The organism is Mycolicibacterium sp. XJ662 (assembly GCF_053484035.1).
On sequence record NZ_JBEFTL010000013.1, the window covers coordinates 59,848 to 72,486 of the forward strand.

Here is a 12,639-nt window from a genome sequence, read left to right on the forward strand (position 1 = left end):
CCCTGGCATGATCGGAGCCGGGCAGGGAGGCGTATCTGGTCTGGTGACCGGCACGGTCTTCAAAATCGTTGAGCGGCAGATTCTGTCGCTGGCGGGTTCGATTCCCGTCCGCCTCCGCCACCCGTAACGCCAGGTCAGATCCACACCAGTTGGCCGTCGTCGCGCAGTTGCGCGCCGTCGGAGGCCGGGTGGTCACGCAGCCGGCCGTCGTGCATGAGGTGGCAGACCGGCACGTCGAACTTCACCACCGCCACGTCGGAGACGATGCGCCGATGGCACCGCCACCACACCGCCTCGCTGCACATCATGGCCGTGCGCTGGGTTTTCGCCTGCTCGAGCAGCTCGGCCAGCGCTTCGCCGAACTCCTCGGTGCGGGTGTAGGCGGCGTAGGCGGCGAACTGCTTGACCCGCCACCAGGTGTCCTCGGGTTCGGTGTCGGCGGGCAGCCGTCGGCGACCACCCAGGCGGGCGTCCCAGCGGTAGTCCAGCCCGGCGTCGGCGGCCCACGCGGTGATCGCGCCGGTCTCCACGTCGGGGTTGTGGCGGCTGTTGGGGTAGCGGCGGATGTCGACCAGCGCCTCGACCTCGGCGTCGGTCAACAGCTGCGACAGCTCAGCCTTGTCGAGCTTCCCGTGGCCCACCGAGATCAACACTTCTTCTGTGTACCCGAGGAGCGGCTTGTCATGATGGCCTCATGCCCCAGCGATTTCGGCGCGCTAACGCCCCCTCAGCGTCCGTAAGCGCGCCCAAATCGCAAGATCCGCGCCGCCAGGTGCCGCGCACCGACGCGCTGCTGGCCGACCCGCGGCTGGTCGACGCCTCGCGGACGCTGGGCCGCACGCTGGTCAAGTCCGTCATCGCCGACGCCCAGCAGCGCGCGCGGGCGGGCACGATCGCGCCCGAGCACGTGGCCGACTACGCCGTCGCCGCGCTGCCCAGCAGTGCGGCGAGCCTGCGCCCGGTGATCAACGCGACCGGCGTCGTCGTGCACACCAACCTCGGGCGCGCGCCGTTGTCGCAGGCCGCGGTCGACGCGATGGTCACCGCCGCGGGCGCCACCGACGTCGAGTTCGACCTCGCGACGGGACGGCGTGCGCGACGCGGGCGCGGCGCGTTGGAAGCCTTGGCCGCGGCCGTCCCGACCGCAGGCGGAGTCCACGTCGTCAACAACAACGCCGCCGCGCTGCTGCTCACCGCGATGGCGCTGGCGCCGGGCAAGGAGATCGTGGTCAGCCGCGGCGAGCTGATCGAGATCGGCGACGGCTTCCGGCTGCCCGAGCTGATGGAGTCCACCGGCGCGCGGTTCCGCGAGGTCGGCACCACCAACCGCACCCACCTGCGCGACTACACCGACGCCATCGGCGCCGACACCGGTTTCGTGCTCAAAGTGCACCCGTCGAACTATCTGGTGAGCGGATTCACCTCTGCGGTAAGCGTTTCCGAGCTCACCGGCCTCGGGGCGCCACTGGTCGTCGACATCGGCTCGGGGCTGCTGAACCCGCATCCGCTGCTGCCCGACGAACCCGATGCGACGTCGGTTCTGCGCGACGGCGCCGACCTCGTCACCGCGAGCGGCGACAAGCTGCTCGGGGGCCCGCAGGCCGGGGTGCTGTTCGGCTCGACGGAGCTGATCGAGCGGCTGCGACGGCATCCGGCGGCGCGGGCGCTGCGCGTCGACAAGCTGACGTTGGCGGCGCTGGAGGCGACGCTGAAGGGCCCGCCGTCGCCGGTGGCCGAGGCGCTCGACGTCGACGTGGTCTCGTTGCGCGAACGTGCGGCGCGGTTGGCCGCGCAGTTGCCCGACGCCCGGGCGGTGGACTGTGTCGCCGCGGTGGGCGGTGGCGGCGCGCCGGGTGTCGAATTACCCAGTGCCGCAGTGAGTCTGCCGGAGTCATGCACGGCGCCGCTGCGGATGGGTCGCCCGGCGGTGGTGGGCCGGTTGGAGAACGGCCGGTGCCTGCTGGATTTGCGCACGGTGCGGCCGGACGACGACGACGTGCTGGTGCGTGCGGTGCGGGCATGTCTGTCATAGCCACCGCGGGCCACGTCGACCACGGGAAGTCGACGCTGGTGCAGCGGCTCACCGGGATGTGGCCGGACCGGCTGGCCGAGGAAGAACGCCGCGGGCTGACGATCGAGCTCGGCTACGCGTGGACGCAGATCGAAGGTCGGCAGTTCGCGTTCGTCGACGTGCCCGGCCATGAGCGGTTCGTGGCCAACATGCTCGCCGGCGTCGGGCCGGTACCGGCGGTGATGTTCGTCGTCGCGGCGACCGAGGGCTGGATGCCGCAGACCGAGGAGCATCTCGCGGCGGTGCAGGCGTTGGATGTGCGGCACATCATGGTGGTGATCAGCAAGGCCGACCTGGCTGATCCAGCTTCGGCGATAGCTGCTGTGCGGCAACGGCTTCCAGATGCGCCCGTCGTACTGGGCACCGATCTGGATGCGGTCCGAGCTTCGCTGGTGGAGCTGGCCGCGCAGTTACCAGCGCCCGACGCCGACGCGGATGTGCGGCTGTGGGTGGACCGGGCGTTCACGATCCGCGGGGCGGGCACGGTCGTCACCGGGACGCTGGCGGCGGGCACGGTGCGGGTCGGCGACGAACTCGAGCACGCGGGGCGACGCTATACCGTGCGGGGGTTGGAGTCGCTTTCGCGGGCCCAAACATCCGTTTCGGCGGTGGCGCGCGTCGCGGTGAACCTGCGCGGGCTGGACCACCGCGATATCGGCCGCGGCGACACCCTGCGCACACCGGGCGCGTGGCTCGACACCGCCGAAGCGGACGTTTCGGTGCGGGCGATGGCGGAGTTGCACCGAAACCTGGTGCTGCACATCGGCTCTGCAGCAGTACCCGTCCAGGTGCGGCCACTGGGCACTACCGCGGCGCGGCTGCGGCTGGCGCGGCCGTTGCCGTTGCGCATCGGCGACGTCGGGCTGTTGCGCGACCCCGGTCAGCATCTGATCGTGGCGGGCATCTCGGTGCTCGACGTCCGGCCGCCGCCGCTGCGTCGGCGGGGTGCCGCGCGAGCGCGGGCCGAGGAGTTGGCGTCCGGGCGCGCGAGGCCGCCGGTGTGTGCGCGAGAAGACGAGTTGCGCGCCATGGGCTTTGCCGTGGACGGTCTGCGGATCGGCGAGTGGGTGGTCGATCCCGCCTGGTGGGCGCAGCAACGTCGGCAGGTGTCGGAGGCCGTCGAACGGTGGTCGACCGAGCACGACATCGCCGCGGGCATGCCGTTGGAGACGCTGCGGCAGGAACTGGAGCTGCCCGCCGTGGAACTGGTGACCGCGCTGCTCGACGGGACGGGCCTGGTGGTCGCCGACGGGGTGGTGCGGCGGACGGGCGCGACGTTGCCGCCGCGGGTCGACGAGGCGGTGCGCACGGTCGAAAAGTGGTTGGCGGCAGAGCCGTTTCGCGCGCCGGAGGCCGATCAGCTCAGCGAGCTGCGGCTCGGCCCGCGGGAACTGGCGGCGGCCATTCGTGCGGAACGGTTGACGCGCATCGCCGAGGGCGTCGTGCTCGGCGCCGACGCGTTCGATCGGGCGGCAGAGATACTGCAGACTCTGCCGCAGCCGTTCACCGTCGCCGAAGCCAAGCGGGCGTTGAACACGACCCGCCGCGTCGCGGTGCCGCTGCTGGAACAGCTCGACAAGCAGCGGCGTACCCGTCGCGCCGCGGACGGCACCCGCACGGTGCTCTAGCCCTTTGCCGCGCTCACGCGGCCGAGCATGCCCAAAGGGACGTTTGGGCGCCATAGGCCCGGGTACGCCGCCCCGAAAGGAGGAGCAACCATGGCCGACACCAAGACGGGCAACATCGTCGACGACATCATCACCGACCACCGCGAGTTCGAAAGCGTGTTCACCGAGATCGAGTCCGCTGGCGATCCCCGCACCCAACCTGAACTTGTCGAGCACGTGATCGCGGGCATCGTGCGCCACGCCGTCGCCGAGGAACAGTTCGTCTACCCGGCGGCCCGCGAGAAGCTGCCCGACGGCGACAAGATCGTCGAGCACGAGATCGAGGAGCACTCGCAAGCCGAAGAGGTGATGAAGGACATCGAGAAGGCCGGCACCGACGACCCGAAGTACGACGACCTGGTTCGCAAGCTGATCGCCGACATCCGCCATCACATCGAAGACGAAGAAGAAGATCTGCTGCCCCGGCTTCGCGACGCCTCCACCGCCGAAGAGCTGGGCGAACTCAGCGAAAAGTTCTACCAGGCCAAGAAGCTCGCGCCCACCCGGCCGCACCCGCTCGCACCCGACACGCCACCGGCCAACAAGATCTTGGGTCCGGGTGCCGGGCTGGTCGACCGCCTGCGCGACGCGCTCACCGGACGCAATACCTGACCAAGAACCCGCGAAGCCCCTACCCGTGGTTTGATCGAGGGACCGCCGGGTAGGGAGAGCTTCATGGAGATCAAGAAACTGTTCCAGTCGTGGCCGGTGTATCGGCAGTTGACGGGGCAGGATCCAACGGGTCGCGGCCGGGCCGCCCAGTCCAAACTCAGCGCCGAGCTCACCCCGCGCACCGTCGACGCCGACCGTGTCGCGCGCTCGGTCTGCCCGTTCTGCGCGGTCGGCTGTGCCCAGAACGTCTACGTCAAAGACCGCAAAGTCATCCAGATCGAGGGCAACCCGGAAAGCCCGATCTCCCGAGGTCGATTGTGCCCCAAAGGATCTGCCAGCAAGCAGCTCGTCACCGGCCCGCAGCGGCTGACCAAGGTGCGCTACCGCCCGCCGTATGGCACCGAATGGCAGGAACTCGACCTCGACACCGCCATGGACATGGTCGCCGACCGGGTGCTCGACGCCCGCGAGAAGGGCTGGCAGCAGTTCGACGCCGACCGCAACACGCTGCGCCGCACCATGGGAATCGCCAGCCTCGGCGGCGCCACGCTGGACAACGAAGAGAACTATCTGATCAAGAAGCTCTTCACCGCCTTGGGCGCTCTGCAGATCGAGAACCAGGCCCGTATTTGACACAGCGCCACGGTTCCCGGTCTGGGAGCCTCCTTCGGTCGCGGCGGAGCGACGGACTATCAGCAAGACCTCGCCAACTCTGACTTCATCGTCATCATGGGCTCGAACATGGCCGAAGCCCATCCGGTCGGGTTCCAGTGGGTGGTCGAGGCCAAGCTGAAAGGCGCGCGCGTCGTGCACATCGACCCGCGGTTCACCCGCACCAGCGCGCTGGCCGACCAGTACGTCCCGCTGCGCGCGGGCACCGACATCGCGTTCCTCGGCGGGGTGATCAACTACATCCTTTCCAACGAGCTGGATTTCCGCGAGTACGTCACCGCCTACACCAACGCGTCGTTCCTGGTCGACGAACGGTACCGGGACGCCGAGGATCTGGACGGCCTGTTCAGCGGCTACGACACCGAGACCGCCTCCTACGATCCCTCGACCTGGCAGTACCAGACCACGGGCTCAGAAGAGGGCGGCGCAGAGCACAAGGAGAAGGCCGCACCCGAACGGCACGGCTCCGGCGGCGCACCACTCGAATCCACCCAACAGATACCGTCGGATCCGACGCTGCAGGACCCGAACTGCGTCTACCAGATCCTCAAACGCCACTACGCCCGCTACACCCCCGAGATGGTGGAGCGCGTCTGCGGGGTGCCCGCCGAGCAGTTCCTCGAGATCGCTCGGGCATGGACGGAAAACTCTGGGCGAGAACGGACTTCGGCGCTGGTGTACAGCGTCGGCTGGACGCAGCACTCGGTGGGAGCGCAGTACATCCGCGCGGGTTCGATCATCCAGCTGCTACTCGGCAACATCGGCAGGCCCGGCGGCGGCGTGATGGCGTTACGCGGACACGCCAGCATCCAGGGGTCCACCGACGTACCGACGTTGTTCAACCTGCTACCCGGATACCTCGCGATGCCCGAGGCGGGCCATGAGTCACTGTCCGACTACCTCGACGACATCATGGGCAGCTACCAAAAAGGGTTCTGGCGCAACGCCGATACCTACATGGTGTCGTTGCTCAAGGAGTACTGGGGCGACGCGGCGACCGCGGACAACGACTACTGCTTCGACTACCTGCCCCGCATCAACGGCGACCATGGCACCTACCGCACCGTGATGGATATGGTCGACGGCAAGGTCTTCGGCTACTTCCTGCTGGGCCAGAACCCCGCGGTGGGCTCGGCGCACGGCCGGTTGCAGCGGCTCGGCATGGCCAACCTGGATTGGCTGGTGGTCCGTGAGCTCGTCGAGATCGAAAGCGCCACGTTCTGGAAGGACGGCCCGGAGATCGAGACGGGCGAGATCAACCCGCAGACCTGCCGCACCGAGGTGTTTCTGTTCCCGGCGGCCTCGCATGTGGAGAAGTCGGGCACGTTCACCCAGACCCAGCGGATGCTGCAGTGGCGCGAGCAGGCCGTCGAACCGCCCGGCGATGCCCGCTCCGAGTTGTGGTTCTTCTACCACTTGGGCCGCCGGCTGCGCGAAAAGCTCGCCGGCTCAACCGATGAGCGCGACCGGCCGCTGCTGGACCTGGCCTGGGACTACGCGATGGAGGGCGACGAGCCCTCCGCCGAGGACGTGTTGCGCCGCATCAACGGTGTGGACCTGACCACCGGCCGCGCGGTCGACGGCTACACCGAGCTCAAGGCCGACGGCAGCACCCTCTGCGGCTGCTGGATCTACAGCGGCGTGTACGCCGACGACATCAACCAGGCGGCGCGGCGCAACCCGCACACCGACCACGGCCCGCCCGCCGAGTGGGGCTGGACCTGGCCGATGAACCGGCGGGTGCTCTACAACCGCGCCTCGGCCGATCCGCAAGGCCGACCCTGGAGCGAACGCAAGAAGCTCGTCTGGTGGGATCCCGACGCCGGTGAGTGGACCGGTTACGACGTACCGGATTTCGAGAAGACGAAACCCCCGGACTACCGGCCGGATCCGGACGCCATCGGGGTGGAGGCACTACGGGGCGACGACGCGTTCGTCATGCAGGCCGACGGTAAGGGCTGGCTGTTCGCTCCCAGCGGCGTGCTCGACGGTCCATTGCCGACGCACTACGAACCGCACGAATCGCCGGTGCGCAACGCGCTGTACCAGCAGCAGGGCAACCCGGCGCGCAAGGTGTACGGCCGCGCCGACAACCCGTCGAACCCCTCGCCACCGGAACCCCACGGCGAAGTGTTCCCGTACGTGTTCACCGCCGCGCGGCTCACCGAGCACCACACCGCGGGCGGTATGAGCCGGCAGCTGCCCTATCTCAGCGAGCTGCAGCCGGCATTGTTCGTGGAGGTGTCGCCGCAACTTGCTGAGCTGCGCGGACTTTCGCACATGGACTGGGCGCACGTCATCACGAGCCGCACCGCGGTGGACGCCCGCGTACTCGTCACCGAGCGGATGCGACCGCTGCGCATCGAAGACCGGGTGGTGCACCAGATCTGGATGCCGTATCACTGGGGGCATGTCGGGTTGATCGACGGCGACGTGGTCAACGATCTGCTCGGCGTGGTCGCCGACCCGAACGTGTTCATCCAGGAAAGCAAGGTCGCGACGTGCGACATCCAGCCGGGCCGGCGGCCGCGCGGAGTCGAATTGCTGGGGTATATAGCGGAATACCGGCGTCGGGCCGGTGTCACGGCCGAGACCGGTACCGAGGTGGACACCACGAAACCCGCCGACGAGCACACCGAGGAGGCGCCATGACCGCCTACGACGAACAACCGCGGGTCGGCTTCTTCACCGACACCTCGGTCTGCATCGGCTGCAAAGCGTGCGAGGTGGCGTGCAAGGAATGGAACGCGGTGCCCGACGACGGGTACAACCTGCTGGGCACGTCGTTCGACAACACCGGTGAGCTCGGGGCGAACTCGTGGCGGCATGTCGCGTTCATCGAGCAGCCGCCAGTCGACCCGCCAGTTGACCTGGGAATGCCGGGATTTGAGCGGCCGGGTGATACATCAGGGGCAGAGACCCGCACCGACTTCCGCTGGTTGATGAGCAGCGACGTGTGCAAGCACTGCACCCACGCCGGCTGCCTGGATGTCTGCCCGACGGGCGCGCTGTTCCGCACAGAGTTCGACACCGTCGTTGTGCAGCAAGACATCTGCAACGGCTGCGGGTACTGCGTGTCGGGCTGCCCCTACGGGGTGATCGAACGTCGCGAGGGCGACGGGCGCGCCTGGAAGTGCACGCTGTGCTACGACCGGCTGGGCGACGGGCTCGAACCGGCGTGCGCCAAAGCCTGCCCGACCGACTCGATCCAGTTCGGGGTGCTCGACGAGCTGCGGGAGCGAGCTGCGTTGCGGGTGGCCGACTTACACGAACGCGGCGTCACCGAGGCGCGGCTGTACGGGGAGAATCCCGATGACGGCGTGGGCGGCAACGGCGCGTTCTTCCTGCTGCTCGACGAGCCGGAAGTCTATGGGTTGCCACCTGATCCGGTGGTGCCGACGCGCGACGCCCCGGCGATGTGGCGCTACGCGGGCATCGCCGCCTCGGCGATGGTGGGCATCGCGGTGTCCGCGTTCGCGGGGTGGCGGCGATGAAAGAGCAGCTGAACGTACCGCGCGCGGAGTTCCGCTCCTACTACGGCAAGCAGATCCTCAAGACACCCGTATGGGACTGGCGGATCGCGGCGTACCTGTTCGCCGGCGGGTTGTCGGGCGGTTCGGCGATGCTCGGTGCGGGCGCGGATCTGACGGGTCTGCCTGGGTTGCGCAAGGTTTCGCGGATCGGCGCGCTGGTGAGCGTGTTGGCGAGTTTGGTTTTTCTCATCGCGGATCTGGGCCGACCGGAGCGCTTCCACCACATGCTGCGGGTGGCCAAACCGAGTTCGCCGATGAGCGTGGGCACCTGGATCCTGTCGGCGTACGGACCGGGCGCAGGGGTGGCCGCGGTGGCCGAGATGATGCCAAAGCGGCTACGGCGCACCTGGCTCGGCCGGTGGGTGGAGCGGTTGGCGCGACCGGCGGGATTGGGTGCGGCGGCGACGGCTCCGGCGGTGGCGTCGTACACCTCAGTTCTGTTGTCGCAGACGGCGGTTCCGGCGTGGAAGGAGGCGCACCCGTATCTGCCGTTCGTGTTCGTCGGCTCGGCGGCGGCCAGCGGTGGCGGGCTCGGGATGCTGCTGGCGCCGGGCGACGAAACCGGCCCGGCTCGGCGGATGGCCGTCGTCGGCGCGGCGCTGGAGGTCACCGCGTCGCAGGCGATGGTGAAGCGGATGGGTGTGGCCGCCGAGGTGTATGCGTCGGGCAGGCCGCGCCGGTTTCGCCAGTTGTCGGAAGTGCTGACGGTCGGCGGCGCGGTTGGCGCGCTGATTGGTGGACGCCGTGCGGTGACGGCGGCGTCGGGGGCGGCGCTGCTGGTAGGCAGCGCGCTGCAGCGGTTCGCGGTGTTCGAGGCGGGTGTGGAGTCCACGCACGACCCGAAATATGTTGTGGTGCCGCAACGGGAGCGGGTGGAGGCGGGGCAGCGCGCCCACGTCTGAACGACGCGCCCTGAGCGACGCGCTGCTCCGGGGACCACTTCTCAAAGTGCCCAGCTATGAGCGAATTTTTCGCTGTAGTCGCTACGCCGTGTCGTAGTTGAGCGAATTTTTCGCTGCTAGCCGGGCAAAAATCCAACCGTCCCCCGGGGAGGCGACACCGCCACACCGGGTCGGACCGCGCTTACTGACCCTCTTCGGGTTCAGTCGGCGTCGTCGTCACGGTCGTAGTGGTCGTCGTCTCCGTGGTCGGGGACGTCGTCGTGGCCGGGCTCTCGGTCGTGGTCGGGCTGGTGGTCTCGGCCGGCGGCGTTTCGGTGCCCGGCGAGGTCGTGCCCGCGGGCGGCACCGGAGCCCCCGGCGAGGTCTCGGTCACCGTCGTGGTGTCCGTGGTCGGCGGGGCCTCGGTTGCCGGTGCCAGCACACCGCACGCGACGCGGCTGCCGGCGTCGCCGGTGGACAGCGTCTCGGCGTCCGGACCGGGCACCCCGTTGACGGTGTAGCGCGGCGGGATGTTGGCGAAGTTGTCGGGCTGCTCGTGCAGCATCAACGCGGAGCCTTGCGCCGTGCGCAGGTCATCGACGGTGAACGCGTCGGACGTGGCCACCAGGCGCGCCGTTCCGTCCGAGCGCACCTCGACCGGGGTCAGGTCGCCCGCAGCCGGGTGGTCGGTGGCCTGTCCGCGCATGTGCAGGTGCCCGCCGGCGGAGAGGAAGTCGCCGGGTTCCCCGCCGTCCGGCGCGACGGAGTTCGGTTCGCATCTGCCGAATTCGTGGATGTGGAAGCCGTGGAAACCGGGCGTCAGGACGCCGCCTTCGGTGGTCTCGAAGGTAATGGTGGCGAAGTCGTCGGTGAACTCGATCGTCGCGTTGGCGACCGTGGTGCCGTCGGCGGTTTTCAGATCAGTGGTGATCGTTTCGGCACCTGGCGCGGGACTGGTGGTGGTGGGCGAGGTGGTTTCCTGGTCGGCGCCCTGGGTGTCGCAAGCACTCAACATGGCGATCGCGAGAGGTGCGGCGAGGGCGGCGGCAGCTGCGGTTTTCGACTTGGACATGGGGGGCGCGTACCCGAAACAAGATCTTTCAATCCTCGCAGACGAATGTGTGCTGGCAAGCTGCAGAGATGACCGAGTCGTCGCGGCTGGTGCTGCTCGTTTCGCTGGTGGCCACCACCGGGTTGGCGATCGTACTAGGGGTCACCGATCCGGCCGAACCGTTGTTCTACCCGACCCGGTTCCTCATCTGGAACCTGGTGCTGGCGTGGATTCCGATGGGCTTCGCGGCAGGGTTCGCCGCGGTGCGCCGGCGGGTCTGGTTGATCCCGCTGGGACTGGTGTGGCTGGCGTTTCTGCCCAACGCCCCTTATCTGGTGACCGATCTGGTGCACCTGGGTGAAGGCGTCGAATTGTGGCGGCACGTCCTGCAGTACGGGGTGGCGGCGTGGACCGGCATCGTCCTCGGGACGGTGTCGCTGTATCTGGTGCATCGACGGATCGAGCGTGAGTTCGGCCTGCTGGTCGGCTGGACGGCGGCGATCGTCTCGGTGGGGTTGTGCGCGATCGGCGTCGTGATCGGACGCTTCCAGCGGTGGAACTCGTGGAATCTGCTGACGCACCCGGAGGCGGTGGCGGCGTCGACGCTGGATTGGGTGCGCTCGCCGTTCGCGTACGTGCAGTCAACGGGGGTGGCGGTCGCGGTGGCGGCGTTCTTCGGGTTGGCGTATCTGACGGTGTGGTCGCTGGCCGCGTCGGGCCGGCGCGATTAGCGACGCTCGAAGTGCTGATAATCCTTGGGCGTGCGCCAGTGGCCACCCCAACGCCAGCCGCGCTCGGTGAAGGCGAGCACGGTGGGATCGCCGTCGTGCAGAAGACCCGGGTCGATGCGGTTGCGGTCCAGGTAGACCTCGGCGTTGTCGGGCTGGAAGTCGCCTGCGGAGTCGATGTACGGGTTGATCAGCGGGTTGAGGTCGATAGCGCGGCCGTAGGCATGCCATGACCATTGGCCGCTGCCCGGGATGTCGCGGCAGTTGAACGCCGACGTGTTGTTGTCGCGCATGGACAGCTCGTCGTCGGCGTTGGGATAGCGCTCGACGGTGTGCATCTTCTCGATGGGATAGTGCAGCCGATACAGCTCCTCGAAGATCTCGACGACCTCGGCCACCAGGTCCTCGTGCACGATCAGCTCGCCGCGGTGGATCTGGTCGTCGAAACCGATGTGGTCGATCTCGACCCGTCTAAGCCGCTCCGGGGCGAGCGGACAATCCGGGCGCCAACTCGGTCCGAGCTCGGCGGCCGTCACCGGGTGGACGGCCGGGGGAGGCGGGGTCGGCGGCGGCGGCGGGCTCGGTGGTGGTGGGGCGGCCGGGACGACGGTCGACGACGACGGCGTTGCCGAGGGTGCAGGCGCGGATTCGGCGCTGCACTGCGCAAGCACGACGGCCGCGGTGGTGGCCATCACCAGTGTGGCCAGGCGCCGTCGTACTCGCATGGGCCAATGTATCGCGGTTCGGCCGCCCCCTTCATTCGCGACTGTGCACTTTCATACGGTCCGAGCGGCGCGTCGCGTATGAGACGGCACTGTCGCGGCCACCCTCGCAGAGGGGACAGGGATTTGACTTGGACAGCTGTCCAGGAAGCGAAACACGGTCACGCCGATGACCCGCATTCACTAGGCTCCCGGTGTCAGCGTCGCTCGCGGATCGGAGAGCTCATCATGGATAACCGTGCCTACGCCCGTGCGAGCGAAGCGGCTCGCGCGCAGGAGATCGAAGAGGACGCGCGTCGGCTCCGCGAGTTCGACACGTTCGCGAAATTCTCCGACAAGGACCTCAAGCGTCTGGTGTCAGCGGCGCACCGCACGTCGACGTCGAACCCGTGGCCGCTGATCCAGGAGCAGACGCCCTCGGACGCCTGCTACATCCTGCTCGACGGAGAAGCGGGGGTCTACGTCGGCCATGACCGCATCGCGGTGGTCGGGCCCGGCGAGGTCATCGGCGAGTCGGTGCTGCGCGGATCGCTGCGCAACGCGACGGTGACGACGATGGGTCGCGCCGCGGTGCTGCACATCGCGCGCGACGATCTGCGGCGCCTGCTTGACGAGATGCCGGCATTGCGCGAAACGATGGATCAGACTGTGGCGCGGCACGTCCCGGGCGCCGCACCCGACGGGTCGGGTTAACCGTTTCTG

11 protein-coding genes and 1 tRNA gene are annotated in these 12,639 nt (G+C 68.6%); 9 read left to right on the forward strand and 3 right to left on the reverse strand.

Annotated features, from left to right (window positions below):
- The first annotated feature begins 25 nt into the window (after positions 1–25).
- Positions 26–120 (forward strand) — tRNA-Sec (locus ABQE93_RS24690).
- A gap of 14 nt (positions 121–134) precedes the next feature.
- Here the strand turns inward: ABQE93_RS24690 and ABQE93_RS24695 are convergent.
- A complete protein-coding gene (locus ABQE93_RS24695; protein ID WP_448411123.1) occupies positions 135–653 on the reverse strand; it encodes a DUF488 domain-containing protein in 519 nt (172 codons plus the stop codon).
- 119 nt (positions 654–772) lie between these two features.
- Between ABQE93_RS24695 and selA the strand changes: the two genes are divergently transcribed.
- From selA to nrfD, 6 genes are all read left to right on the forward strand, one after another.
- Entirely contained in the window at positions 773–2,032 is a 1,260-nt protein-coding gene (gene selA / locus ABQE93_RS24700) for an L-seryl-tRNA(Sec) selenium transferase (RefSeq protein WP_448411124.1), read from the forward strand.
- Entirely contained in the window at positions 2,020–3,699 is a 1,680-nt protein-coding gene (gene selB / locus ABQE93_RS24705; protein ID WP_448411126.1) for a selenocysteine-specific translation elongation factor, read from the forward strand. The genes selA and selB overlap by 13 nt, the downstream gene beginning before the upstream one ends.
- Before the next feature lie 90 nt (positions 3,700–3,789).
- Positions 3,790–4,350 (forward strand): hemerythrin domain-containing protein, encoded by a 561-nt coding sequence (locus tag ABQE93_RS24710; protein ID WP_448411128.1) that lies wholly within the window; start codon positions 3,790–3,792, stop codon positions 4,348–4,350.
- 63 nt (positions 4,351–4,413) lie between these two features.
- A complete protein-coding gene (gene fdh / locus ABQE93_RS24715) occupies positions 4,414–7,674 on the forward strand; it encodes a formate dehydrogenase (RefSeq protein ID WP_448411129.1) in 3,261 nt (1,086 codons plus the stop codon).
- Complete coding sequence (locus ABQE93_RS24720; protein ID WP_448411131.1) at positions 7,671–8,516, forward strand: 4Fe-4S dicluster domain-containing protein; 846 nt, start codon at positions 7,671–7,673, stop codon at positions 8,514–8,516. The genes fdh and ABQE93_RS24720 overlap by 4 nt, the downstream gene beginning before the upstream one ends.
- Positions 8,513–9,457, forward strand: a complete 945-nt coding sequence (gene nrfD / locus ABQE93_RS24725) for an NrfD/PsrC family molybdoenzyme membrane anchor subunit (RefSeq protein ID WP_448411133.1) — start codon at positions 8,513–8,515, stop codon at positions 9,455–9,457. The genes ABQE93_RS24720 and nrfD overlap by 4 nt, the downstream gene beginning before the upstream one ends.
- Positions 9,458–9,638: 181 nt before the next feature.
- Here nrfD and sodC read toward each other — a convergent pair whose 3' ends face one another.
- Complete coding sequence (gene sodC, locus ABQE93_RS24730) at positions 9,639–10,508, reverse strand: superoxide dismutase[Cu-Zn] (protein WP_448411135.1); 870 nt, start codon at positions 10,506–10,508, stop codon at positions 9,639–9,641.
- Between the two features lie 68 nt (positions 10,509–10,576).
- Here sodC and ABQE93_RS24735 point away from each other — a divergent pair, with 68 nt between their 5' ends.
- Positions 10,577–11,218 carry a DUF1361 domain-containing protein gene (locus ABQE93_RS24735; RefSeq protein WP_448411137.1) on the forward strand — a complete coding sequence of 214 codons (642 nt, stop codon included), beginning with the start codon at positions 10,577–10,579 and terminating at the stop codon, positions 11,216–11,218.
- Here ABQE93_RS24735 and ABQE93_RS24740 read toward each other — a convergent pair.
- Positions 11,215–11,940 (reverse strand): M15 family metallopeptidase, encoded by a 726-nt coding sequence (locus ABQE93_RS24740; RefSeq protein ID WP_448411139.1) that lies wholly within the window; start codon positions 11,938–11,940, stop codon positions 11,215–11,217. The genes ABQE93_RS24735 and ABQE93_RS24740 overlap by 4 nt on opposite strands.
- A 225-nt stretch (positions 11,941–12,165) precedes the next feature.
- Between ABQE93_RS24740 and ABQE93_RS24745 the strand changes: the two genes are divergently transcribed.
- Positions 12,166–12,630: a Crp/Fnr family transcriptional regulator gene (locus ABQE93_RS24745; protein WP_448411140.1), complete on the forward strand. Its 465-nt coding sequence runs from the start codon at positions 12,166–12,168 to the stop codon at positions 12,628–12,630.
- Positions 12,631–12,639: the final 9 nt, after the last annotated feature.